This window comes from Bradyrhizobium manausense, from assembly GCF_001440035.1.
In the GTDB taxonomy this organism is placed as follows: Bacteria; Pseudomonadota; Alphaproteobacteria; order Rhizobiales; family Xanthobacteraceae; genus Bradyrhizobium; species Bradyrhizobium manausense.
Window position 1 is genome coordinate 60182 of record NZ_LJYG01000087.1, and the last position, 23697, is coordinate 83878.

General features: G+C 64.0%; 19 protein-coding genes and 2 pseudogenes. 9 read left to right on the forward strand and 12 right to left on the reverse strand.

What is annotated here, in order from left to right; all coding sequences use genetic code 11:
- Window positions 1-22: 22 nt before the first annotated feature.
- The 4 genes from AOQ71_RS20465 to AOQ71_RS20480 all read right to left on the reverse strand — a co-directional run bounded on the left by AOQ71_RS20465 (window position 23) and on the right by AOQ71_RS20480 (window position 3370).
- Window positions 23-532 carry an OsmC family protein gene (locus AOQ71_RS20465; RefSeq protein ID WP_057750017.1) on the reverse strand — a complete coding sequence of 170 codons (510 nt, stop codon included), beginning with the start codon at window positions 530-532 and terminating at the stop codon, window positions 23-25.
- 54 nt (window positions 533-586) lie between these two features.
- Window positions 587-1372, reverse strand: a complete 786-nt coding sequence (locus tag AOQ71_RS20470) for an ABC transporter ATP-binding protein (protein ID WP_057750020.1) — start codon at window positions 1370-1372, stop codon at window positions 587-589.
- 4 nt (window positions 1373-1376) lie between these two features.
- A complete protein-coding gene (locus AOQ71_RS20475; protein ID WP_057750023.1) occupies window positions 1377-2222 on the reverse strand; it encodes an ABC transporter permease in 846 nt (281 codons plus the stop codon).
- Between the two features lie 176 nt (window positions 2223-2398).
- The gene (locus AOQ71_RS20480) at window positions 2399-3370 is read right to left on the reverse strand and encodes an aliphatic sulfonate ABC transporter substrate-binding protein (RefSeq protein ID WP_057750092.1); all 972 of its coding nucleotides are present in this window, start codon (window positions 3368-3370) and stop codon (window positions 2399-2401) included.
- Between the two features lie 189 nt (window positions 3371-3559).
- On the opposite strand from AOQ71_RS20480, the gene AOQ71_RS20485 reads away from it, so the two are divergent.
- Entirely contained in the window at window positions 3560-6349 is a 2790-nt protein-coding gene (locus tag AOQ71_RS20485) for a [protein-PII] uridylyltransferase (protein WP_057750026.1), read from the forward strand.
- 91 nt (window positions 6350-6440) lie between these two features.
- Here the strand turns inward: AOQ71_RS20485 and AOQ71_RS20490 are convergent, their stop codons facing one another.
- A complete protein-coding gene (locus AOQ71_RS20490; RefSeq protein ID WP_057750029.1) occupies window positions 6441-6971 on the reverse strand; it encodes a methylated-DNA--[protein]-cysteine S-methyltransferase in 531 nt (176 codons plus the stop codon).
- A gap of 96 nt (window positions 6972-7067) precedes the next feature.
- On the opposite strand from AOQ71_RS20490, the gene AOQ71_RS20495 reads away from it, so the two are divergent.
- Both AOQ71_RS20495 and AOQ71_RS20500 read left to right on the forward strand, forming a co-directional pair.
- A complete protein-coding gene (locus AOQ71_RS20495) occupies window positions 7068-7424 on the forward strand; it encodes a DUF1304 domain-containing protein (protein ID WP_205668243.1) in 357 nt (118 codons plus the stop codon).
- A 169-nt stretch (window positions 7425-7593) separates the two neighbouring features.
- A complete protein-coding gene (locus AOQ71_RS20500; RefSeq protein ID WP_057750035.1) occupies window positions 7594-8820 on the forward strand; it encodes an ABC transporter substrate-binding protein in 1227 nt (408 codons plus the stop codon).
- Between the two features lie 56 nt (window positions 8821-8876).
- Here AOQ71_RS20500 and AOQ71_RS20505 read toward each other — a convergent pair whose 3' ends face one another.
- Window positions 8877-9302, reverse strand: coding sequence for a DUF1330 domain-containing protein (locus AOQ71_RS20505; RefSeq protein WP_057750037.1), 426 nt, complete (start codon window positions 9300-9302; stop codon window positions 8877-8879).
- Between the two features lie 166 nt (window positions 9303-9468).
- Between AOQ71_RS20505 and AOQ71_RS20510 the strand changes: the two genes are divergently transcribed.
- Window positions 9469-11676 carry a transglycosylase domain-containing protein gene (locus AOQ71_RS20510; RefSeq protein ID WP_057750039.1) on the forward strand — a complete coding sequence of 736 codons (2208 nt, stop codon included), beginning with the start codon at window positions 9469-9471 and terminating at the stop codon, window positions 11674-11676.
- Window positions 11677-11848: 172 nt separating this feature from the next.
- Here AOQ71_RS20510 and AOQ71_RS20515 read toward each other — a convergent pair whose 3' ends face one another.
- The 4 genes from AOQ71_RS20515 to AOQ71_RS20530 all read right to left on the reverse strand — a co-directional run bounded on the left by AOQ71_RS20515 (window position 11849) and on the right by AOQ71_RS20530 (window position 16301).
- Complete coding sequence (locus AOQ71_RS20515) at window positions 11849-12688, reverse strand: M48 family metallopeptidase (RefSeq protein ID WP_057750042.1); 840 nt, start codon at window positions 12686-12688, stop codon at window positions 11849-11851.
- A 333-nt stretch (window positions 12689-13021) separates the two neighbouring features.
- Window positions 13022-14350 carry a polyhydroxyalkanoate depolymerase gene (locus AOQ71_RS20520; RefSeq protein ID WP_057750095.1) on the reverse strand — a complete coding sequence of 443 codons (1329 nt, stop codon included), beginning with the start codon at window positions 14348-14350 and terminating at the stop codon, window positions 13022-13024.
- 120 nt (window positions 14351-14470) lie between these two features.
- Complete coding sequence (locus AOQ71_RS20525; protein WP_057750045.1) at window positions 14471-15289, reverse strand: ABC transporter permease; 819 nt, start codon at window positions 15287-15289, stop codon at window positions 14471-14473.
- Window positions 15290-15497: 208 nt separating this feature from the next.
- Window positions 15498-16301, reverse strand: coding sequence for an ABC transporter ATP-binding protein (locus AOQ71_RS20530; protein ID WP_057750100.1), 804 nt, complete (start codon window positions 16299-16301; stop codon window positions 15498-15500).
- 127 nt (window positions 16302-16428) lie between these two features.
- On the opposite strand from AOQ71_RS20530, the pseudogene AOQ71_RS48230 reads away from it, so the two are divergent.
- The 3 genes and pseudogenes from AOQ71_RS48230 to AOQ71_RS20540 all read left to right on the forward strand — a co-directional run.
- A pseudogene (locus tag AOQ71_RS48230) lies at window positions 16429-16655 on the forward strand (sensor histidine kinase); the annotation flags it as partial.
- Window position 16656: 1 nt separating this feature from the next.
- Window positions 16657-17736 (forward strand): annotated as a pseudogene (locus AOQ71_RS20535) (ActS/PrrB/RegB family redox-sensitive histidine kinase); the annotation flags it as partial.
- A 103-nt stretch (window positions 17737-17839) separates the two neighbouring features.
- On the forward strand, window positions 17840-18394 hold the full coding sequence (locus AOQ71_RS20540) for an ActR/PrrA/RegA family redox response regulator transcription factor (protein ID WP_057750103.1): 555 nt from the start codon (window positions 17840-17842) through the stop codon (window positions 18392-18394).
- Window positions 18395-18693: 299 nt separating this feature from the next.
- On the opposite strand, the gene AOQ71_RS20545 is transcribed toward AOQ71_RS20540, so the two are convergent.
- Window positions 18694-19185 (reverse strand): MmcB family DNA repair protein, encoded by a 492-nt coding sequence (locus tag AOQ71_RS20545; RefSeq protein WP_057750050.1) that lies wholly within the window; start codon window positions 19183-19185, stop codon window positions 18694-18696.
- 158 nt (window positions 19186-19343) lie between these two features.
- Here AOQ71_RS20545 and AOQ71_RS20550 point away from each other — a divergent pair, with 158 nt between their 5' ends.
- Window positions 19344-21044 (forward strand): alpha-amylase family protein, encoded by a 1701-nt coding sequence (locus tag AOQ71_RS20550; protein ID WP_057750053.1) that lies wholly within the window; start codon window positions 19344-19346, stop codon window positions 21042-21044.
- Window positions 21045-21243: 199 nt separating this feature from the next.
- Here AOQ71_RS20550 and AOQ71_RS20555 read toward each other — a convergent pair whose 3' ends face one another.
- Entirely contained in the window at window positions 21244-22845 is a 1602-nt protein-coding gene (locus tag AOQ71_RS20555) for an alpha-amylase family glycosyl hydrolase (RefSeq protein ID WP_057750056.1), read from the reverse strand.
- 162 nt (window positions 22846-23007) lie between these two features.
- On the opposite strand from AOQ71_RS20555, the gene AOQ71_RS20560 reads away from it, so the two are divergent.
- Window positions 23008-23691: an MBL fold metallo-hydrolase gene (locus AOQ71_RS20560; protein WP_057750105.1), complete on the forward strand. Its 684-nt coding sequence runs from the start codon at window positions 23008-23010 to the stop codon at window positions 23689-23691.
- Window positions 23692-23697 lie beyond the last annotated feature (6 nt).

The following is a 23697-nucleotide window of genomic DNA, read 5'->3' on the forward strand; positions in this document are numbered from 1 at the left end:
CACTAGGCCGGGACGACAATGATCACATCCGCTGCATCGACACCGAAACTTTCGGGCCATTCTTGATGGTCTGATAGACCACGCAATAGCGCTCGGTGAGCTTGAGCAGGAGATCGAGCTTGTCCTGCGGTGCCGGCGTGTCGACCTCGAAACGGAGGCGGATCTCGGCGAAGCCGACCGGGGTCTCCTTGTCGACGCCGAGCGTGCCGCGGAAATCCAGATCGCCTTCGGCATAGACGTTGCCGGTCTTCAAGGGCACCTCGAGCGCGGTCGCGACCGATTTCAACGTGACGCCGGCACAGGCAACCAGGGCTTCCAGCAGCATGTCGCCGGAGCAGAGCTCTAGGCCGGAGCCGCCAGTGGCGGGATGCAGGCCTGCGACTGCGAGCGCGCGGCCGGTCTCGACCTTGCAGGCGATGCCTTCGCTGTCGGTGGAGCCCTTGGCCTTGAGCGTGATCAGCGCGGCCTTGGGATCGGTCTTGTAGCGCTCCTTGATCGGGGCCTGCATCTGGCGCAGTTCGGCGGCGTCCATTTTGTTCTCTCCCGGGACAATTGCTCCTTGATGTACCGGCTCGAGGCGAAGATGTCACCACCACATGGCCTGACCGGGACCCTGGGTTGCGTCACGGTCGGGCACGTTGCGGTCGAGCGAACGGTCGAGTGACGTCAGCACGCTTCGCTTGAAAGTCTCGAACAGCGGCGAGTTGCGGTCGCGCGGACGGGTCAGATTGATCTCGATCTGGTCGAACAGCCGTCCCGGCCGCGGCCGCATCACCAGCACGCGATCGGCCAGCACGACGGCCTCGTCGACGTCATGCGTGACGAGGATCAAGGTCGGACGCGTGTCGGCCCAGAGGTCGAGCAGATGATCCTGCAAATCCCGGCGGGTGAAGGCATCAAGCGCGGAGAACGGCTCGTCGAGCAGGAGCACTTCGGGCTGCGGCACCAGCGCCCGCGCAATCGCGACTCGCTGCGCCTGCCCGCCCGAGAGCTCGCGCGGCCAGGCCCGCGCCTTGTCGGCGAGGCCAACGCGCTCCAGCGCGCGCGCCACCTTCTCGCGCCGCTCGGACGCCGGGAGATCGGCGATGCCAAAGCCGATATTGTCGGCAACGCTGAGCCAGGGCAGCAGCCGCGGCTCCTGGAAGATGATGCCGATCTTGGCGTGCGGCGAAGCGATCACCTCGCTGTCGAGCGTCACCGTGCCGGAACTGGCGCGGTCGAGGCCGGCGATGGCGCGGAGCAATGTGGATTTGCCGCAACCGGAGCCGCCGATGATGGCGATGATCTCGCCCTGCCCGATCTCGGCGGAGAAGCGGGCCAGCGCCTCGACGCCATTGGGATAGGTCTTGCTGACCCGGTCGAGCGCGAGCATTGCGTTACGCCCCCTTGGTGCGGGAGAAGGCGTCCTGCCAGCGCAGGAACGGCGCCGCGGCGAGCTCGATCAGCCAGTCCGTCAGCTTGCCGAGAATAGCGAAGATCACGATGGCGGCGAGGATCTGCGCCGGCTTGCCGAGCTGCTGGCCGTCGAGCAGGAGATAGCCGAGTCCTTCGGAGGCGCCGATCAATTCGGCGGCGACCACGAACATCCAGCCGAGACCAAGGCCAACACGCAAGGATACGACATAGGCCGGCAGCACGGCAGGCAGCAGGATGCGGCGGATCATCGCAAAGCCGGAGAGGCGGAAGGTGCGGCCGACCTCGACGATCTTGCGATCGACCGAGAGGATCGCGCCCATCACGCCGAGATAGACCGGGAAGAACACGCCGGCCGCGATCAGCGCGATCTTCGAGGTCTCGAAGATGCCGAGCCACAGGATGAACAGCGGCACCCAGGCGAGCGAGGGAATCGCGCGCAGCGCCTGCACGGTCGGATCGAGCAGCCGCCGCGCCAGCGACCAATAGCCGGAAATCGCACCCAGCAACGTGCCCGCGACCACGCCGAAGGCAAAGCCGAGCCCGACCCGCCACAGCGTCGCGGCGATGTGGCGGAGCAGCTCGCCGGAGCGGGCAAGATCCGCGATGGCGGCGAACACCCGCGAGGGCGGCGGCACCAGCCGGCCATTGGACCAGCCGAGCCAGACGACAAGCTCCCAGGCGAGCGCGAGCGTCGCCGGCAACAGCAGCCCCAGTACCGGCCGCGCATAGCGCGACAACCGCGACGGCGCCGCGGCGCTCTCGACTGGTTCCGATGATTGTTGCAGCACTGGCGCGTCGGAGATCATGGCCGGTAGGAAGCGCGTCTGGTAGGGGAATGCAACACCACTCTTGCCGCGGCCTCGCCTGCCGCTCCTCTCGCTACCTCCGTAGCCCGGATGGAGCGCAGCGCAATCCGGGAATCGAGCCGCGCATAGGGTGGTCCCGGATTTCGCTGCGCTCCATCCGGGCTACGAGGCCACGATCAATTCGTCGGCAGCGGGACCTGGTCGTCAATGAGCGCATCCAGCGTCGCCTTCACGTCGACCTTGGCATCGACGACGCCGGCCTGTTGCAGCGCGAGGCCGGCAGCGAGGATCGACTCGCGCTGGGGCGCGCCGATGCGGCTGTGGGTCAGCTCGGTGCGCTCCTTGAGCTGCTTGTCGACGACGGCCTCGGGAAGCTTTGTCACGGCGATGAAGGTCTTCTTCAGTTCGTCGTAATTAGCCAGCGAATATTTGCGCGCCTCTTCGTACGTTGCGAGCACGCGGCGGGCGATGTCCGGATAGTCCTTCAGGAACTGCTCGCGCACATTGAGGATACCCCAGGTGTTGGCGTCGGCCTTGCGATAGAACAGCTTTGCGCCTTCCTCGATCTCGGCCTGCGCCATCATCGGATCGAGGCCGGCCCAGGCGTCGACGTCGCCGCGGATCAGCGCGGTCTTGCCGTCGGCGTGCTGGAGCAGCACCGGCGTGATGTCCTTCTCAGTCAGCCCCGCACCCAGCAGCGCGCGCACCAGGAAGATGTGCGGATCGGTGCCGCGCGTCACCGCGACGCGCTTGCCCTTGAGATCGGCAACGCTTGCAATCTTGGAATCCTTTGATGCGACGAGCGCCGTCCACTCGGGACGCGAATAGACATAGATCGACTTGATCGGGTTGCCGTTGATGCGCGCGACCAGCGCAGCCGAGCCCGCGGTCGAGCCGAAATCGATCGAGCCGGCGTTGAGGAACTCGAGCGCCTTGTTGGAGCCGGCCGACTGCACCCAGGTGACGGTGATGCCGTCCTTGGCGAACTCCTTCTCCAGCAACCCCTTCTGCTTCAGCACCAGCGACACCGGATTGTAGGTCGCCCAGTCGATGCGGATTTCCTTGAGCGGGTCGGCCGCCCGTGCCGCCGGGGCCACGGCGAGCACAACAGCTCCCGCCAGCAAGATTCGTCGTGTGATGTCAGCCATGCCCAGGATCCTCAAAAACTTCATTGTTTTTCAATGAGTTATGCTTAGAGGTCAACGAGAAAATCCCACCCTTGAAGGCGGGGGACTTGAGAACAATTTTGCGCGACGTCAGCGATTTCCAGCATGGAACGACTATTGCTGGCGAATGGCTGATGACAGCGCCTGCCGCCTCTTATATCCGGTGGAGACATGGATAGCGTTGCGACCGAGCATAAGCCACAGCTGGACGACCGTTTCGACACTGCGCGGATCACCGCTGCGGTCGATGCGCTTGCCGAAAGGCATCAGGGCCGCGAGGACGCGTTCCGCACCGCGGTCGCGCAATTGCTCAAGGCGGAACTGATCGCCGCGCGCGCCGCAGCACAAGCGATCCTGCTGAAGGACCGCCACGGCCGCCGCTGCGCCGAGCGGCTGTGCCACGTGCAGGACGAGATCATCCGCATCCTCTACTCGGCCGCGACGCGTCACCTCTACCGCTCGCCGATCCCGAGCGGCGCCGAACGCATGGCGGTGGTGGCGACCGGCGGCTACGGCCGCGGCCTGATGGCTCCGGAATCGGACATCGATCTGCTCTTCATCCTGCCCTACAAGCAGACCGCCTGGGGCGAGCAGGTGGCTGAGGCCATTCTCTATTGCCTCTGGGACATGGGTCTGAAGGTCGGCCACGCCACGCGCTCAGTCGATGAATCGATCCGCCAGGCGCGCGGCGACATGACCATCCGCACCGCGATCCTGGAGACGCGCTTTCTCACCGGCGACCAGCCGCTCTATAACGAGCTGGTCGAACGCTTCGACAAGGAAGTGGTGCAGGGCACCGCGTCCGAGTTCGTCACCGCCAAGCTCGCCGAGCGCGAGGAACGCCACCGCCGCGGCGGCCAGTCGCGCTATCTGGTCGAGCCCAACGTCAAGGACGGCAAGGGGGCGCTACGCGACCTGCACACGCTGTTCTGGATCGCCAAATACGTCTATCGCGTCCGCGACACCGACGAGTTGGTCGAACGCGGCGTGTTCGACGCGCAGGAGTATCGCAGCTTCCGCCGCTGCGCCGACTTCCTCTGGTCGGTGCGCTGCAATCTGCATTTCTACTGCGGGCGGCCCGAGGAGCGGCTGTCGTTCGATCTGCAGCGCGAGATCGCGATCAGGCTCGGCTACACCTCGCATCCCGGCATGCAGGATGTCGAGCGCTTCATGAAGCACTACTTCCTGGTCGCCAAGGAAGTCGGCAACCTCACCGCCATCCTCTGCGCCAAGCTCGAGGACCAGCAGGCCAAGCCCGCCCCGGTGCTGAGCCGAATGATGGCACGCTTGCGCCCCACGCAAGTGAAGCGGCGCGTGCCCGACAGCGACGACTTCATCGTCGACAACAACCGGATCAACGTCGCCGCGCCCGACGTCTTCAAGCACGATCCGGTCAATCTGATCCGCATTTTCCGCCTGGCGCAGAAGAACAACCTCGCCTTCCATCCGGACGCGATGCGCGACGTGACGCGTTCGCTCGGCCTGATCAACGCGCAGATGCGCGAGCATCCCGAGGCCAACCGGCTGTTCATGGAGATCCTGACCTCCGACAATGCCGAGATCGTGCTGCGACGGATGAACGAAACAGGCGTGCTCGGTCATTTCATCCGTGCCTTCGGCAAGATCGTCTCGATGATGCAGTTCAACATGTATCATCACTACACGGTGGACGAGCACCTGATCCGTTGCATCGGCTTCCTCCAGGAGATCGAACGCGGCGTCAGCGAAGAGTTCACGCTGGCCAGCGACCTGTTTCGCAAGATCCGGGCCGAGCACCGGCCGGTGATCTACGTCGCGACCCTGCTGCACGACATCGCCAAGGGGCGGCTGGAAGATCATTCGATCGCAGGCGCCAAGGTGGCGCGGCGGCTGTGCCCGCGGCTCGGCTTCAGCGCTGCTGACACCGAGCTCGTGACCTGGCTGATCGAGGAACATCTGACGATGTCCACGGTGGCGCAGTCGCGCGACCTCTCCGACCGCAAGACCATCGAGAATTTTGCCGCCGTGGTGCAGTCGGTCGAGCAGATGAAGCTGCTTACCATCCTGACCACCGCCGACATCCGCGGCGTCGGTCCCGGCGTGTGGAACGGCTGGAAGGCGCAGCTCTTGCGCTCGCTGTATTACGAGACCGAGCCGGTGCTGACCGGCGGCTTCTCGGAGGTCGACCGCGGCAAGCGCCTCACGGCCGCCTATGCCGAATTCCGCCACGCCTTCGCCGAATGGCCGGCCGACGAGCTCGACGCCTATATCGGCCGGCACTATCCGGCCTATTGGCTCAAGGTCGAGCTGCCGCGCAAAATTCGCCACGCGCGCTTCGTGCGATCGAGCGAGCAGGCCGGCCACAAGCTCGCGATCAATGTCGGCTTCGACGAGGTGCGCGGCGTCACCGAGCTCACGATCTTCGCCGCCGACCATCCCTGGCTGCTCTCGATCATCGCCGGCGCCTGTGCCTCCGCCGGCGCCAACATCGTCGACGCGCAGATCTACACCACGACCGACGGCCGCGCCTTGGACACGATCTCCATCTCCAGGGAATACGACCGCGACGAGGACGAAGGCCGGCGCGCCACCCGGATCGGCGAGATGATCGAGGACGTGCTCGAAGGCAAGCTGCGCCTGCCCGAAGTGGTGGCGCGGCGCACCGTGCGCAGCAAGGCGCGGCCCTTCGTGATCGAGCCTGAAGTGACCATCAACAACCAATGGTCTGATCGCTACACGGTGATCGAGGTCTCCGGCCTCGACCGCCCCGGCCTGCTCTACGAGCTGACCACGGCGATCTCGAAGCTCAACCTCAACATCGCCTCGGCCCATGTCGCGACCTTCGGCGAGCGCGCCCGCGACGTGTTCTACGTCACCGATTTGCTGGGCGCGCAAATCAACGCCCCGACTCGCCAGGCTGCGATCAAGAGCGCATTGACCCATGTGATGGCCGGCGACAAGGCGGCTCAGCCGGCGGCGTGAGGCTTGCCGTTATTCCGGGCGATGCGCAGCATCGAACCCGGAATCTCGAGGCTCCGGGTTCGCCCTATGGGCGCCCCGGAACGACTGAGGCCTAAACCTCCACCCCCTCATGCCGCAGCAGCCACCTCTTCCGCTCCAGCCCACCGCCGTATTTCACCAGCGAACCGTCCGCGCCGATCAGGCGATGGCATGGCAGCACCACGCTGATCGGGTTGGAGCCGTTGGCGTGGCCGACGGCCCTGATGGCCCGGGGCATCTCGATCTTCGCCGCCAAGGCGCCGTAGCTCATCGTGGTGCCCGCTGGAATCGTCGCGAGCGCCGTCCAGACCTTTTGCTGGAACGGCGTGCCGGCGATGCGCCAATCGATCCGCATGAGCTGACCGAGGTCACCTTCGAAATATGCTGACAGCGCCGTCTTCATTGCCGCCGGCGCAGGCCGATCGACCAGCTCCACCGCGCCGTGATGCAAGCGCAGCAGCTCGCGCATGCGAGGCTCGTAATCGTCCCAATCGAGCGCGCGCAACGCGCCATCGCTGTCCGTGACGAGCAGTGCGATCCCGATCGGCGTCGCCAGCCGATCGAGGCCGAAGCGTTCGGGAGTCCTGGTTGATCGAGCAGGCATTGCGGCACCATCACTTCGAAACACACTTCGCACTTGCCATGCCGGCCGTGCTAACGTCCACCCGAAAGCTGACGCTTTTGGGGGCTCAACTTGATTCTGATCGCCAATGTCCTGGTGGCGCTCGTCGCCGCGCTGCACGCCTATTTCCTGATCCTGGAGATGTTTCTCTGGGACAAGCCGCTCGGCTTGAAGACATTTCGCAATACGCCTGACAAAGCCGAGATCACGAAAGTGCTGGCGGCCAATCAGGGACTCTACAACGGCTTCCTGGTCGCTGGCCTGGTCTGGGGGCTGCTGCATGGCAACCCGGCCTTCGCGTTCCAGATCAAAGTGTTCTTCCTGCTCTGCGTGATGGTGGCCGGCGCTTATGGCGCGGCGACCGTCAGCACGCGCATCCTGATCGTGCAGGCGGTGCCGGCCGCGATCGCGCTGGCGGCGTTGTTCCTGGCGTAAGACGCGCCAGACGTAAGGCTCCTGGCCTCGCCTGAGAGGCTACGGCGCAGCGAACCGATCCTTGCGCTGAGGTGAACCTTCCTCCACTATCTTCGGCAGCGATGGCGACCGTTGCGATCGACGGAGAAAGACCATCGGCCGAAAATTCCGTCAGGAGGAACGAACCAACATGAACAATCGCAGAGCCTTTATAACGGCCACGGCGGCGTTTGCCGTCGCAGTCTCGACCAGCCAGGCCCTCGCCCAGAAGAAATACGACACCGGCGCAAGCGACACCGAGATCAAGATCGGCCAGACCGTGCCATTCTCCGGCGCCTATTCCGTCTACGCCAATATCGGCAAGACCCAGGCCGCCTACTTCAAGATGATCAACGATCAGGGCGGCATCAACGGCCGCAAGATCAACCTGATCCAGTATGACGACGCCTATTCGCCGCCGAAGACCGTGGAGCAGGTGCGCAAGCTCGTCGAGGGCGACGAGGTGCTGTTCACCTTCCAGCTGATCGGTACAGCCGCGAATGCCGCCGTTCAGAAATATCTCAACAGCAAGAAGATCCCTCAGCTGCTCGCCTCGACCGGCGCCGCCCGCTTCAACGATCCGCAGAACTATCCCTGGACCATTGCCTACAATCCGAACTACGTGTCCGAGGGACGGATCTACGCAAAATACATTCTCGCCAATCATCCCAATGCCAAGATCGGCGTGCTCTACCAGAACGACGATATGGGCCGCGACTATCTCGCCGGCCTCAAGAGCGGCCTCGGCGACAAGGCCGCCAGCATGATCGTCGGCGAGGTCTCGTACGAGGTGACCGACCCGACCGTCGACTCGCAGGTAGTCAAGCTGAAGTCGATGGGCATCGACCTGTTCTATGACGCCTCGACGCCCAAGTTCGCGGCGCAGGCGATCAAGAAGCTCGCCGACCTCGGCTGGACGCCCGTGCACATCCTCGACATCAACGCGAGTCCGGTGTCGGCGACGCTGAAGCCAGCCGGCCTCGACATCTCCAAGGGTATCATCTCGACCAACTACGGCAAGGATCCGGGCGATCCCCAGTGGAAAGACGATCCGGGCGTGAAGGCCTTCTTCGCCTTTATGGACAAGTATTTCCCGGAAGGTGACAAGCTCAACACCGTCAACACCTATGCCTATTCGGTCGCCGAGTTGCTGGTGCAGGTGCTGAAGCAATGCGGCGACGACCTGACGCGCGAGAACGTCATGAAACAGGCCGCCAACATCAAGGGCTACACGCCGAGCCTGGCGCTGCCCGGCATCAAGATTACCACTGGTGCGAACGACTATCGCGTCAACAAGCAGATGCAGATGATGAAGTTCAACGGCGAACGTTGGGAGCTGTTCGGACCGATCATCGAGGACACGGGGCCCTCGGGCTAGGCGAACCGCTCTGAACTGCAATCGGCGGCCTGCGGGCCGCCGATTTTTTGGAGCGTCTATTCCGGTATCTCGCCAAAATTCTTCCCCACCGGCAGCACCGCGTGCCGGATCAAACGCGAATCCTCCACTGCAGCCTGGCGGTGCTTCACCGCTTCGCGATAGACGGGGTCGCGGATCATCTCGACGAAGGCGGCGACGCTGGGGTATTCGGCGATGAAGCAGTGGTCCCAACGCTCCTCTTGCGGGCCGATCAGCATCAGCTCGAACCGGCCCTGCCAGACGATGCGGCCGCCGAGGCGCGTAAACACCGGACCGCTCTCGCGGCCATAGGCCGCATAGGCTTCCGCGCCGCTCGCCTTGCGGCCGTCGGGATAGGCCGCCTCTTTGCGTAAGCGCACCAGATTGAGCATGTGGATCGGGCCCGGGCGGTCGTTCTCCCGGAATTGCGCAAAAATCTCCTTGGTCGGATCGATGTGGCCCATAGGTGTTTCCTCTTCTTGTGCCTTCGATCCTAACGCCCGCGCCCTCGAAGCGGAACTGCGGCAGGCGAATGCCGCACCTCCTAATCACGCGTTAACCTCCGGGTAACCGGGCCTTAAACAGCGACCGCTAGCGTGCGGCGGGGCGGGGTGACCGGGCGTTTTGCGTATGGGGTCGGGAAAGAAAAAGAGTGGGCGGAAGGAGCCGTTGTTCGGCTTGCCCGCGGCGCTTGCCGATCTGCGCCTGACGGCGGCCGATCGCATTCCCGGCGGCGACGACAAGCCGAAGAAATCGGCCGGCAAGCGCAAGGCCGAACCTGACGGCGACGAGCCGCCGCGCGAGCGCAAGGCACCCGCAAAGAGCAGTGGTGCCAAGCGCCGGTCGCGATCATCGATCAGCGCCGGCCTCGGCCGCCTCGTCTATTGGGGCGCCGTGCTGGGCCTCTGGGGTGTGATCGCCGTCATCGGCGTCGTGATCTGGGTCGGCGCCCATCTGCCGCCGATTCAGTCGCTGGAAATTCCAAAACGCCCGCCGACCATCCAGATCGTCGGCATCGACGGCAGCCTGCTGGCGCAGCGCGGCGAGATGGCCGGCGCCAACGTCGCGCTGAAGGATCTGCCGCCCTATCTGCCGAAGGCCTTCATCGCCATCGAGGACCGTCGCTTCTATTCGCATTTCGGCATCGACCCGGTCGGCATCCTGCGCGCCCTCGTCACCAATGTGCTCCATCGTGGCGTGTCGCAAGGCGGCTCGACGCTGACGCAGCAGCTGGCGAAGAATCTGTTCCTGACCCAGGAGCGCACCATGGCGCGCAAGCTGCAGGAGGCGGAGCTCGCGATCTGGCTGGAACGCAAGCATTCCAAGAACGAGATTCTTGAGCTTTATCTCAACCGGGTCTATTTCGGCTCCGGTGCCTACGGCGTCGAAGCCGCCGCGCAGAAATATTTCGGCAAGCCGGCCAAGAACGTCACCATCGCGGAAGCCGCGATGCTGGCGGGCCTGGTCAAATCGCCCTCGCGCCTGGCGCCGAACCGCAATCCGGAAGGCGCGGAGGCGCGCGCTCAGGTCGTGCTGGCGGCGATGGCGGATGCCAAGTTCATCACTGACGCACAGGCGCAGGCCTCGATCGGCCACCCCTCCTACGTCGTGAAGCCCGTCGGCGCCGGAACCGTGAACTACGTCGCCGACTGGATCGGCGAGGTGCTGGACGATCTCGTCGGCCAGATCGACGACAGCATCAAGGTCGAGACCACGATCGATCCGAAACTGCAGGCTTTGGCGGAAACCGCCATCATTGACGAGCTCGCGGCCAAGAGCGTGAAGTTCAATGTCAGCCAGGGCGCGCTGGTGGCGATGACACCTGACGGTGCGGTGCGCGCCATGGTCGGCGGGCGGAACTATTCCGAGAGCCAGTACAACCGCGCGGTGACCGCAAAACGCCAGCCGGGCTCATCCTTCAAGCCGTTCGTCTATCTGACGGCGATGGAGCAGGGGCTGACGCCCGACACCATCCGCCAGGACGCCCCGATCGAGGTCAAGGGCTGGAGACCTGAGAACTACACCCACGAATATTTCGGCCCGGTGACGCTGACGCAGGCGCTGGCGATGTCGCTCAACACCGTCGCCATCCGCCTCGGCCTCGAGGTCGGACCGAAGAACGTGGTGCGCACCGCGCACCGGCTCGGCATCGCCTCCAAGCTCGAGCCCAACGCCTCGATCGCGCTCGGCACCTCTGAGGTTTCAGTCGTCGAGCTGGTCGGCGCCTATGCGCCGTTCGCCAATGGCGGCTTCGCGGCGACGCCGCATGTGGTGACGAGGATCAGGACGCTCGACGGCAAGCTGCTCTACATGCGCCAGCCCGACGAACATAATCAGGTGATCGAGCCGCGCTACGTCGGCATGATGAACAGTATGATGCGGGAGACGCTGATCTCGGGCACTGCGAAGAAGGCTGAGATCCCCGGCTGGCAGGCGGCCGGCAAGACCGGCACCAGCCAGGATTATCGCGACGCCTGGTTCATCGGCTACACGTCGAACCTCGTCACCGGCGTCTGGCTCGGCAATGACGACAACTCGCCCACCAAGAAGGCGACCGGGGGCGGCCTGCCGGTGGAAGTGTGGACCCGCTTCATGCGCGCGGCGCACGAAGGCGTGCAGGTCGCAGCCCTGCCGCAAAGCAATTGGGGGCCGTCGAACCTGGTGCAGATCTCATCGCAGATATCGCCGCCGACGCAGGCGGCGCCCGGAGCTTCATCGGCGCCAGCCAGCAATGGCGGCTACCGCGCCCCGCCGCCGACGCGCGCCAATGTGCGGCCGGAGCCCGCTGCAGGGCTTGATGGCTGGCTGATGGACCGGCTGTTCGGCGGCAATCGGTAGGCCTCAAAACAAAACGCGAAAACAACCCCATGCACAGTAGGCGGGGTGTTGCAGCGTGATGCGCGGTGGGAGTTGCGAGGTCGTTGATATGGTGGGGTGAATCCAACGAAGCGCGCAATCGTCTAGCGCACCGGGAAAGTCGCACGGAGTGCACATGTTCGACGAGCGCGCCCTAATCCTCGACCCCGTACCGGTGCAGATCGTTGCCGCAGGTGTCGAGCCACTTCTTGGCGCGCTCCATGGACGGGCAGATCTTGCCGCAGACGCGCCAGAACTTCGCCGAGTGGTTCATCTCGACGAGATGGGCCACTTCATGCGCCGCGAGATAGTCCAGCACATAGGGCGGAGCGAGGATCAGGCGCCAGGAGAATGACAGCGAGCCGGCCGAGGTGCAGGAGCCCCAGCGGCTGGACTGATCGCGGATCGACAGCCGCTTCACCTTGACGCCGAGCTCGGCGGCATGGATCTCCGCCGAACGCTGCAGATCCTTGCGCGCCTCGCGCTTGAGGAAGTCGCTGACGCGGCGATCGACATAGTCGAGGCCGCCGGCGACACAGAGAATGCGTTCACCGCTGTCGCGAATTTCCGCCCAAACCGTTCCGCGGCTGCCTGCGCGATGCACGATGCGATGAGGAACGCCGCGGAGCGGTATCACCGTGCCAGGCTGGAACGGTGCAGCCTTCGGCAGACGACCGAGACGGGCCGCGATCCACGCACCATGACGTTGGGCGAAGTCCTTGGCTTCGACGAGCGTGCCGCGCGGCGGCATCGTGAGGATGGCTTCACGATCACTCGGATGGATTCGAAGCGTGTAACGACGCGCTCGGCGGTGCCTGCGCAGCCGGATCGCAAAGAATTGCGATCCATGGGTGATGACGAGGGTCTTCGGTTCGTGGGGCCGCCGATAGAGGAGTGCGCGTGTGGCCATGTCTGTCAGTCCGGGGAGCAGGAGGTCGCCCGGATTCTGCCATAACCGCCGCCAGGGAAAGCGCTCGGCGCAAAAACAAATCATTTGCCCAATATACAGGGGTCTGGCGTCCGGGAGACCCTACAGACTGGGGTTGGAACCCGCTTTTTTCGCCCCCGCTGGACGCATGCGACACCCCCAAGGGGTGAGGACCGACTCACTCCTAGAACACTACCTGAATACCTCGAATCTGGCGGGAACTTGGCCCTGCCCGGAGCCCCCGGCAGGCGCAAAATTTCGACGGGAAAGCCGAAATGCGGCTATTTCGTCCTCATCCTGAGAAGCCCGCGCAGCGGGCGTCTCGAAGGATGGCCGCAGGCGAGATGCGGGCCTTCATGGTTCGAGACGCGCATTCCGCGCTCCTCACCATGAGGAGCATTATTCGGCCGCAAGCGCCTTCAACGAGCTCGGATTTGCTGCCGAGACCATGAAATCATGGATGCGCGGCATGATTTCCGACTTGAAGCGCGAGCCGTTGAACACGCCGTAATGTCCGACGCCTTTCTGGACGTAATGAACGCGGCGATGATCCGGGATCGAGCTGCACAACGCGTGTGTCGCTTCGGTCTGGCCGAGACCCGAGATGTCGTCGTTCTCGCCCTCGACCGTCATCAACGCAACGCGCGTCACCTTGGAGGGATCGACGCGCGTTCCACGATGGGTCATCTCACCCTTCGGCAGCGAGTGCTTCACGAAGACGGTGTCGACCGTTTGCAGGTAATATTCGGCCGAGAGGTCCATCACCGCGAGATATTCGTCATAGAACTCACGATGCTTGTCGACGAGGTCGCCGTCACCCTTCACCAGATGAGCGAAGAGCTGCTTATGGGCGTCCATGTGCCGGTCGAGGTTCATGCTGATGAACCCGTTGAGCTGGAGGAAGCCCGGATAGACGTCGCGCATCATGCCCGGATGCGGGAACGGCACCTTGGTGATGACGTGGTTGCGGAACCAGCCGATGCCGCGCTCCTGCGCGAGGTTGTTCACGGCGGTCGGATTGCGGCGCGTATCGATCGGACCGCCCATCAGCGTCATCGACGTCGGCACGAAGGGATCGCGCCGCGCTTCCATGATCGAGACCGCGGCCACGACGGGCACGGACGGCTGGCACACCGCCATGACATGGGTGTTGCCACCCAGCACATGCAGCATCTCGATGACGTAGTCGATGTAATCGTCGAGATCGAAGCGGCCTTCGCTGAGCGGCACCATGCGCGCATCGGCCCAATCGGTGATATAGACCTCATGCGCCGGCAGGAAGGCCTCGACCGTGCCGCGCAGCAGCGTTGCATAGTGACCGGACATCGGCGCCACGATCAGCACGCGCGGCTGCGGGCTGCGCAACGGGCGGGCGAATTTGCGATCGAAGTAAAGCAGGTTGCAGAACGGCTTTTCCCAGACCGAGCGGACCTCGACGGGGACGCGGATGCCGTTGACCTCGGTGTCGTTGAGGCCCCATTCCGGCTTGCCGTAGCGGCGCGTGGTGCGCTCGAACAATTCGCAGGCCGCGGCGACCGACTTGCCGACTTCGGTGCGCGCCCAGGGATTCAGCGGATTTTGAAACAGCAGCTTGGTTGCGTCGGTGACCGCACGCGCCGGATTGAGAGAGGCGTGGGCCATCTCGTACATCCAGTACATCGGCGTGGTCAGGACCGGGCTGCCTTCTGCCGCCAGGGGCGGCGCGCCGCCAAACTCACCAATAGGCATATTATAATCCTCTTCGCATCGCAGCATACTGCCGAATGCGCAATATTGCGTCAATCCATGGTTCCGTACATCTACGTGGCCTGAACAGCCAAATCAGCCTGAATCCACGAGAAAGTTACGTTATTCGCCGCTCGAGAGCAGCGAGCCATGCTTTCGGGCGCTGCGCAAAAGGGCAAGGAATGCCCCAAATGAAGCCACCAGAAGCACCGCATTGATGGCTAACGCGTCCAGCATCAAATCGGTCCGGAAGCTGTTCTCGATCAGCAGCGCGCGCATCCCCTCGAACACGTAAGTCGGTGGCAGCGACCAGGCGATGGTTTGCAGCCAACCCGGCAGCACGCTGACGGGATAATAGATGCAGGCGAGCGGCATGATTCCAAACATCAAGGTCCAGACGATGCTCTCGGCGCCAAGGCCGTTCCGCAACACCAGACCGGAGACGAAGATGCCGACCGACCAGCTGGTGAAGATCAGATTGCAGAAGAAGGCGATCAGCGGCAGGCCGAGGCTGTAGACGTTGAAATGAAAGAACGCGATCGCGAGCAGCGTCATCGGGATGACGCCGATCGCGAGCCGGATCAGGCTCATCGCCATCAGCGAGAGCAGGAACTCGATCGGCCGCAACGGGCTCATCATGAGGTTGCCGAGGTTGCGGGCCCACATCTCCTCGAGGAAGGAGATGGAAAAGCCGAGCTGGCCGCGGAACAGGATGTCCCAGAGGATGACGGCGCCGATCAGCGTGCCGCCGGCGCGCGCAAAGAAATTGGCGTTCTGGGCGATGTAGAGCTGAAGAAAGCCCCAGGTGATGATCTGCAGCGCCGGCCAGTACAACAGCTCGAGCAGCCGCGGCCAGGACGACAGCAGCAGATACCAATAGCGCAGGATCATCGCGCCGATGCGCTGGAGGGAGATGCCGCGGTGGAGGGAAAGCTCGGTCATGGCACGCCCCCGTAGCCCGGATGAAGCGAAGCGTAATCGGGGGTGCAGTGCCAGCCGCGCCCGCAGACGTCATCCTGAGGTGCGCGCCCTTCGCGCGCCTCGAAGGATGGGCCGCAAGCGTGCGCTGCCCATCCTCCGAGGCAAACCTTGCGATGCAAGGTTTGCACCTCAGGATGACGCCGGCGGACGCGGATGGAACTAGGTCGCCTCACCTCGCCCCCTCCTTCGCGCCGTTCGACCGTCCGCGCGCGACGTCCAGAAACACCTCTTCCAGTGTGGTGCGGTTGTAGCGGGCCATGATGGCATCGGGGGTGTCGTCATCCTCGATGCGACCCCGCTTCATGATGATGACGCGGTCGCAGAGACGCTCGACCTCGAGCATGTTGTGCGACGCCAGCAGGATAGTGGCGTTGTTGTCCTTGCGATAGCGCTCCAGATGGCTGCGCACCCAATCGGCCGTATCAGGGTCGAGCGAGGCGGTCGGCTCGTCCAGCAAGAGCAGCTCGGGCTGGTTGATCAGCGCCTTCGCCAGCGCAACACGGGTCTTCTGCCCGGCCGAGAGCTTGCCATTGGCGCGGTCGATGAAATCGGTGAGATCGAGGTCGTCGGCCAGTTTTGCGATGCGGTCGGCAAGGTGCCTGACGGCATAGAGCTTGCCGAAGATGGTGAGGTTCTGCCGCACCGTCAGCCGCATCGGCATGTCGACATAGGGGCTTTCGAAATTCATCCGCCCCAGCACCTCGGCGCTCTCCTCCGGCATCCGATGGCCGAGCACACGGACCCGGCCGGAGGTCGGCAGCACCAGCCCCATGATCATCGCGATGGTGGTGGTCTTGCCCGCGCCGTTGCCGCCGAGCAGCCCGGTGATGCTGCCGCGGGGAAGCGAAAAGGAGATGCCGTCGACCGCGCGGGTCTGCTTGTAGACCTTGACGAGACGATCGACCTCAATGGCCGCGGACGAAATGCCCTCCGCGACAGTCGGCCAGCTTGAAGCGTTGTCATTCCCGGTCATGCTGGAGGCGTTCTTCCGCCATTGCGCGGTGGAGCGCAAGGCTTGTAACGAGATCGACTTCTAACTCGTTGGAATCGTGGGCCAGCGTGTTTGTGATCGGACACGCGCACCATTAGATTGGCCTGTCATGACCGAGACCGCCGCTTCCGACTTCCGCCCGTCGCAACGACACATCCGCCTGGACACCATCCTGCGGCTGCGCTGGCTTGCGGTGCTGGGCCAGTTGGCTGCGATCTTCATCGTGGCGCAGGGACTCGAGTTCGATGTCCCGATCGTTCCCTGCGTCGGCATCATCGGCCTGTCGGCCACGCTCAATCTGGCGCTCCAGACCGCCGTCAATCCGATGCGGCGGCTNCCGATCCAGGCGGCCGGACTGCTGGCCCTCAACATCGTGGAACTGGCCGGGCTGCTGTTCTTCACCGGCGGATTGCAGAACCCGTTCTCGTTTCTGTTCCTCGCGCCTGTCCTGATTTCGGCCACCGCCTTGCCGGCACGGCTGACCTTTGGCCTCGGCATCCTGGCCGTCGCCTGCGCCTCGATCCTGTTCTTCTTTCATTTCCCGCTGCCATGGGACTCCGAAGATCCCGTGGTGCTGCCGCCGATCTATCTTGTCGGCGTCTGGCTTTCGATCGTGCTCGCGATCGGCGTCACCAGCCTCTACTCGTTTCAGGTGACCGAGGAGGCGCGCAAGCTGGCGGACGCGCTCGCCGCGACCGAGCTGGTGCTGACGCGCGAGCAGCATCTGACCCAGCTCGACGGATTGGCCGCGGCGGCCGCGCACGAGCTCGGCACGCCACTCGCGACCATCTTCCTGATCTCGCGCGAGCTGGAGAAGACGGTGAAAGACCCGGCGTTCGCCGCCGACCTGAAGACCCTGCGCGAACAGACGCAGCGTTGCCGCGACATCCTGGGCAAGATCACCCAGCTCTCCTCCACCGGCGCGCCGTTCGACCGCATGAAGCTGTCCGAGCTGATCGAGGAGGTGGTGGCGCCGCATCGCGATTTCGGCGTCGCCATCAAGGTGCGGATTGCCGTGACCGCAACAGCCGAGCCGGTCGGATCACGCAATCCAGCGGTGCTTTACGGCGTCGGCAACATCATCGAGAACGCCGTCGACTTCGCCAACTCGACGGTGGAAGTGAACGCGTGGTGGAACAACGACACGATCGAGATCGTGATCTCCGACGACGGCCCGGGCATTCCGCCCGATCTCATGAACCGCATCGGCGAACCCTATCTGTCGCGGCGGCGCGCCCGGGATTCCGGCGGCGGCCTCGGACTTGGCGTGTTCATCGCCCGCACGTTGCTTGAACGCACCGGCGCCAAGGTCTCGTTTACCAACAGGACCTTTCCGGAACACGGCGCGGTGGTCCAGATTGCGTGGCCGCGCCAGCGTTTTGAGGCTATCGAGAGCCTCGAGGAAACAATAGGATAGGCCGCGACCTTGCGTCGCACATGAGGCCCGATCGACCATTGGCGGCCTTCACACCGCCTGATTGCGACGCCATATGTAGATGTGCAGGAGAGAGGACAAAACCTTGAACGCCATCGCCGAACTGAATGAACAGACCGACCGCTCGCTTCTCATCGTGGAGGACGACAAGCCGTTCCTGGAGCGCCTGTCGCGCGCCATGGAGACACGCGGCTTTGCGGTGACGTCATGTGACACGGTCTCGGATGGTCTTGCGCAAATCGGCAAGTCCGCGCCGGCCTTCGCCGTGGTCGATCTCAGGCTCGGCGACGGCAACGGTCTCGACGTCGTTTCCGCGCTGAAGAAGAAGCGTCCCGAAGCCCGCGCCATCGTGCTGACCGGCTACGGCAACATCGCCACCGCCGTCACCGCGGTGAAGATGGGCGCGATCGATTATCTGTCGAAGCCTGCGGACGCCGACGACGTCGTCGCCGCGCTGCTCTCGACCAGCGCTGAAAAGTCCGAGCCGCCCGCGAACCCGATGTCGGCCGACCGCGTGCGCTGGGAGCACATCCAGCGCATCTACGAGATGTGCAACCGCAACGTCTCGGAAACGGCGCGGCGGCTCAACATGCACCGGCGGACGTTGCAGCGCATTTTGGCCAAGCGCGCGCCGCGGTAACGGTGCCGTAGGGTGGGCAAAGGCCCGTTAGCGCCGTGCCCACGAATTGTCTCTGAGTTTCATCGATAGATTTGGTGGGCACGCTATCGCTTTGCCCACCCTACGCCCCCGTATTTTCTCGCTCGATCGCGCCACATCGTCATTGCGAGCGCAGCGAAGCAATCCAGAATCCTCTGCGGAGACAGTCTGGATTGCTTCGTCGCAAGGGCTCCTCGCAATGACGGTGGAGACCAACGCCACACCGTAACCCGTCTTGCCGCTGCAAGCCCGGCTTTCCACGGCGGGCGACGGTGCTGTGCCTACTCCCAGAAATCCACATGCCCTTGCGGATCGACCAGGCGGTTGATGCGCAACGCTGCCGCCATGCCGAAGCGCACCGTCATCTGCTTGCGCGTTGCGGCGGCGATTCTGTGCTCGGGCGCTTCGCAATGCATGTGCGCGCCATAGGCATCGGCGATGATCAGGCCGGTATCTTCAGGAAAGATCTCGCAGGGCAGGTCTTGCGTGAAGGCGAAGAACAGCCGGTCGCAATGGGCGCGGTATTCGTGCCATTTCTGATCGGCGCGCAGATCCTCGACCGACGACTTGATCTCGACAATCCAGATCTCGCCGCGCTCGTTCAGCGCCACGAGATCGGCGCGCCGGCCCGACGGCAGCGGCAGCTCGCTGATGCAGGAAAAGCCGAGCGAGCGCAGCAGCCGCGCCGTGCCGCGCGCGATCGCGAGCGCGGTTTCGGACTGCCGGCGGTCGGGGGGCGGAACGAGAGCGATGTTGCGGGCGGGGCGGTCCATGGCAGGGAGAGTAGCCGATTCCGTCCTCAGTGTCGTCCCGGCCTGGCGCGCAATTGCGCGCGGGGGGCCGGGACGACAAGAGGCGGAACCTCCCCTCCCTCACGTACTTATCACGCAGCCGCCGCCCCCCTCGGCGGGACCACCGAGGCTGCGCGCGCATGATCGACGATCTCTGGTACAAGAACGCCATCATCTATTGCCTCTCCGTCGGCACCTATATGGATGCCGATGGCGACGGCATCGGCGATTTCAAGGGGCTGTTACGCCGGCTCGATTATCTGCACGGCCTCGGCATCACCACGATCTGGCTGATGCCGTTCCAGACCTCGCCGGGCCGCGACGACGGCTACGACATCGCCGATTACTACAGCGTCGATCCCCGCTACGGCACGCTCGGCGATTTCGTCGAGTTCGCCCATGGCTGCAAGCAGCGCGGCATCCGCATCATCATCGACCTCGTCGTCAACCACACCTCGGACCAGCATCACTGGTTCAAGGAGGCGCGGCGCGACAAGAACTCACCCTATCGCGACTGGTATGTCTGGTCGGACAAGAAGCCTGCCAATGCCAACAAGGGCATGGTGTTTCCCGGCGTGCAGAAATCGACCTGGACGCGCGACAAGGAAGCCGGCGCGTATTATTTCCACCGCTTCTACGATTTCCAGCCCGATCTCAACACGTCGAACCCACGCGTGCAGGCGGAGATCCTGAAGATCATGGGCTTCTGGATCCAGCTCGGCGTCTCCGGCTTTCGCATGGACGCCGTGCCGTTCGTGATCGCGACCAAGGGCGCGAAGGTGAACAAGCCGGTCGAACAATACGACATGCTGCGCACCTTCCGCGAATTCCTGCAATGGCGCGAGGGCGACGCCATCATCCTCGCCGAGGCCAATGTGCTGCCTGGTTCCGACATGGATTATTTCGGCAAGGCCGCCGACCGCATGCACATGATGTTCAACTTCCACGTCAACCAGCACCTGTTCTACGCGCTGGCGTCCGGCGATTCGCGTCCGCTGGCGAAGGCGCTGAAAGCGACCAAGCCGCGACCGGCCTCGGCGCAATGGGGCCTGTTCCTGCGCAATCATGACGAGCTGGACCTCGGACGGCTGACCAAGGCGCAGCGCGAGGCGGTGTTCAAGGCGTTCGGCCCCGACAAGGACATGCAGCTCTACGACCGCGGGATCAGACGGCGGCTTGCACCGATGCTCGGCGGCGACCGCCGGCGGCTCGAGCTTGCCTACAGCCTGATGTGCACGCTGCCGGGAACGCCCGTGATCCGTTACGGCGACGAGATCGCGATGGGCGACGATCTGTCGCTGCCCGAACGCAATTGCGCACGCACCCCGATGCAATGGTCGACCGAGCCGCAGGGCGGCTTCACCAAAAGTGACAGGCCGGCGACTCCCGTGATCGACAAGGGGCCGTATGGCTACGAGCACGTCAACGTCGCGAAGCAGCGACGCGATCCCAACTCGATGCTGAACTGGACCGAGCGGATCGTCCGCATGCGCAAGGAGGTGCCTGAGATCGGCTGGGGCGACTTTGCGATCATCCCGACCCGCGATCCCGCCGTGTTCATCATCCGCTACGACTGGCGCAACAATTCCGTGCTGTTCGTGCACAATCTCGACGAGATGCCGCGCGAAATCGCGTTCTCGGCCGGACTGCCTGACGATGCCGGCGCGCACCTGATCAACCTGCTCGCGGAGGACCACAGCCACGCCGACAAGCGCGGCCAGCACCGCGTCGTGCTGGAGCCCTATGGCTATCGCTGGTACCGGGTCGGCGGGCTGGATTATCTGCTGAAGCGGAGTGAGGTGGATGAGAGGAACGCGAAGGGGAAGAAGCATCCGGCGTGATGTGGGGACGCCACCGGTTTCAAAGATCGTCATTGCGAGCCACCGGGTCCGCGCGAAGCGCGGCCCGATGACAGGCTCCGCGAAGCAATCCAGACCGCCACCGCGGAGGGACTCTGGATTGCTTCGTCGCAAGAGCTCCTCGCAATGACGGGGAGAGAGCGTCGGTCATCTCCTCCCCCTATTCTAGAGGAAGCAGCAGCTAGCTAGACGGCGCGACGATGACCCCCTCATTCCCGCGCAAATCCAGCACGCCTTCCAGCCGCTCACCCTCGCGATCCAGGAACGTCGATAGCAATATCTCGCTGCCGAACTTGATCGCGCTCGTCGTTACCGCAATCGGTTCAGGCCCGAGATTGAGCACGATGATGAGGGCCCTGCCCTGGGCCTCGCGGCGATAGACCAGGAGGTCGCCTTGTGCGGCGATCGGGTGGTAGTCGCCGGCGACGAGGGCCGGTGAATTCTTCCGCAATGCGATCAGGCGCTTGTACAGGCTCAGGATCGAGCGCGAATCTGCGTCGAGATTGACGACGTTCTCATGGACGTGATCCTCCGGCAGCGGCAGCCATGGCCTCACGTCCGAGAAGCCGGAGAAGTTTGATGAATCCCACTGCATCGGCGTGCGGCAGCCGTCGCGCCCGACGCCGATGCCGGGCACGTTCTTCTCGAAGGGATCGCGCACGTCCTCCGGCGCGATCGCGAGCTGATGCATGCCGATCTCGTCGCCGTAATACAGCGTCGGCGTGCCGCGCAGCGTCAGCAGCAGCATGGCGGCGATGCGGGCCTGCTCCGGCCCGACGCGGCTGGCGACACGCGGGCGATCATGATTGCCGAGCACCCAGTTCGGCCAGGCGCCTGTGGGCAGCGCCTTCTCGTAATCCTCGATGATCTTCTCGATCGAGCGCGCGCTCCAGAAGGTCGAGAGCAGCGCGAAATTGAACGGCATCTGCGCGCCGGTGAGGTCGTTGCCGTAATAGGCCATCAGGCGGTGCAGCGGCAGATAGATTTCGCCGATCAAGACGCGCGCCGAATAGGCATCGGTGACGCGCCGCATCTGCGCGATCACGTCATGCACTTCCGGCTGGTCGGTGGAATATTGAGTCAGGATTTTTTCGTTCGGCGGCCGGCCCTCGACATAGTGCGGGTTTGGCGGGTTGTCGCGAAACTCGGCGTCCTTGATCAGGTGCCAGATCACGTCGACGCGAAAGCCGTCGACGCCTTTCTCGAGCCAGAACCGCATCACGTCGTACATCGCCGCGCGGACGTCAGGGTTGCGCCAGTTGAGGTCCGGCTGCTGGGCGAGGAAAGCGTGGTAGTAGTATTGGCCGGTGGCCTCATCGAGACGCCACGCGCTGCCGCCGAATTCGGACAGCCAGTTGTTCGGGACGCCGCCATCGGGTGCCGGATCGCGCCAGATGTACCAGTCGCGCTTGGGATTGTCGCGCGAAGAGCGGCTCTCGATGAACCAGGGATGCTGGTCGGAGGTGTGGTTCGGGACGAGATCGAGGATCAGCTTCAGTCCGTTGTCGTGCGCGGCGGCGAGCAGCGCATCGAAATCCGCCATGGTGCCGAACAAGGGATCGATGCCGGTATAATCGGAGATGTCGTAGCCGAAATCGGCCATCGGCGAAGGGAAGATCGGCGACAACCAGATCGCATCGACGCCGAGCGATTTGACATAGGGCAGGCGCCGCAGGATGCCGGCGAGATCGCCGACGCCATCACCGTTAGAGTCCTGAAACGAGCGCGGATAGATCTGATAGAAGATGCCGTCGCGCCACCAAATCTCGCCGCTTTGTGCCATGTGGGAATACCATCCAAAGACTGCCCCTTGCGCGGGAGAACGCGGCAGCAACGCCCCGGTTCAGATTGGCGGGCCAATTGGGACGGCCGTGTGACCTGTTCCCCGGTCCCTCGCACGAATCTTTTGCTTGGCGGCATGACAAAAATCGGCATTGTGGCTGATATGACCGAGCAAAATGATACCACAGCCAGATCTGAAGCGCCGAAGGCCGGCGCGATCATCGTCCCCGTAACGCTGTTCGAGCAGAACTGCACCATCATCTGGGACGAGCCTTCCAAGAAGGCCGTGGTGATCGATCCCGGCGGGGACGTGCCGAAGATCCTGGACGCGATCAAGCAAAGCGGCGTCACCGTGGAGAAGATCTGGCTGACCCACGGCCATATCGACCATGTCGGCGGCGCGGCGGACTTGCGCGATGCGCTGAAGGTGCCGATCGAGGGCCCGCATGTGGCGGACAAATTCCTGCTCGACAACGTGGTCGAGAGCGGCGCGCGCTTCGGCATGACCGGTGTACGCAATTTCGCGCCGGACCGCTGGCTCGACGAGGGCGACAGCGTCTCGATCGGCGCCTTGAGCTTCGACATCCTGCACTGCCCCGGCCATTCGCCCGGCAGCGTGGTGTTCTTCAACGGGGATTTGCGATTCGCCCATGTCGGCGACGTCTTGTTCGCCGGCTCGGTCGGCCGCACCGACCTTCCCGGCGGCAGTCACGCCACGCTGATCAATTCGATCAAGACAAAATTGTTGCCGCTCGGCGACGATGTCGGCTTCATCTGCGGCCACGGCGCCGGCTCGAGCATCGGCCAGGAGCGGATGACCAACCCGTTCATTACCGGCGAGATGTGAGGTCGC

Excerpts from the sequence above, each read along its gene's own strand:
- AOQ71_RS20465 (WP_057750017.1), bottom strand. The coding sequence starts at position 532 with ATGGACGCCGCCGAACTGCGCCAGATGCAGGCCCCGATCAAGGAGCGC.
- AOQ71_RS20470 (WP_057750020.1), bottom strand. The coding sequence starts at position 1,372 with ATGCTCGCGCTCGACCGGGTCAGCAAGACCTATCCCAATGGCGTCGAG.
- AOQ71_RS20475 (WP_057750023.1), bottom strand. The coding sequence starts at position 2,222 with ATGATCTCCGACGCGCCAGTGCTGCAACAATCATCGGAACCAGTCGAG.
- AOQ71_RS20480 (WP_057750092.1), bottom strand. The coding sequence starts at position 3,370 with ATGGCTGACATCACACGACGAATCTTGCTGGCGGGAGCTGTTGTGCTC.
- AOQ71_RS20485 (WP_057750026.1), top strand. The coding sequence starts at position 3,560 with ATGGATAGCGTTGCGACCGAGCATAAGCCACAGCTGGACGACCGTTTC.
- AOQ71_RS20490 (WP_057750029.1), bottom strand. The coding sequence starts at position 6,971 with ATGCCTGCTCGATCAACCAGGACTCCCGAACGCTTCGGCCTCGATCGG.
- AOQ71_RS20500 (WP_057750035.1), top strand. The coding sequence starts at position 7,594 with ATGAACAATCGCAGAGCCTTTATAACGGCCACGGCGGCGTTTGCCGTC.
- AOQ71_RS20505 (WP_057750037.1), bottom strand. The coding sequence starts at position 9,302 with ATGGGCCACATCGATCCGACCAAGGAGATTTTTGCGCAATTCCGGGAG.
- AOQ71_RS20510 (WP_057750039.1), top strand. The coding sequence starts at position 9,469 with ATGGGGTCGGGAAAGAAAAAGAGTGGGCGGAAGGAGCCGTTGTTCGGC.
- AOQ71_RS20515 (WP_057750042.1), bottom strand. The coding sequence starts at position 12,688 with ATGATTTGTTTTTGCGCCGAGCGCTTTCCCTGGCGGCGGTTATGGCAG.
- AOQ71_RS20520 (WP_057750095.1), bottom strand. The coding sequence starts at position 14,350 with ATGCCTATTGGTGAGTTTGGCGGCGCGCCGCCCCTGGCGGCAGAAGGC.
- AOQ71_RS20525 (WP_057750045.1), bottom strand. The coding sequence starts at position 15,289 with ATGACCGAGCTTTCCCTCCACCGCGGCATCTCCCTCCAGCGCATCGGC.
- AOQ71_RS20530 (WP_057750100.1), bottom strand. The coding sequence starts at position 16,301 with ATGACCGGGAATGACAACGCTTCAAGCTGGCCGACTGTCGCGGAGGGC.
- AOQ71_RS20545 (WP_057750050.1), bottom strand. The coding sequence starts at position 19,185 with ATGGACCGCCCCGCCCGCAACATCGCTCTCGTTCCGCCCCCCGACCGC.
- AOQ71_RS20550 (WP_057750053.1), top strand. The coding sequence starts at position 19,344 with ATGATCGACGATCTCTGGTACAAGAACGCCATCATCTATTGCCTCTCC.
- AOQ71_RS20555 (WP_057750056.1), bottom strand. The coding sequence starts at position 22,845 with ATGGCACAAAGCGGCGAGATTTGGTGGCGCGACGGCATCTTCTATCAG.
- AOQ71_RS20560 (WP_057750105.1), top strand. The coding sequence starts at position 23,008 with ATGACCGAGCAAAATGATACCACAGCCAGATCTGAAGCGCCGAAGGCC.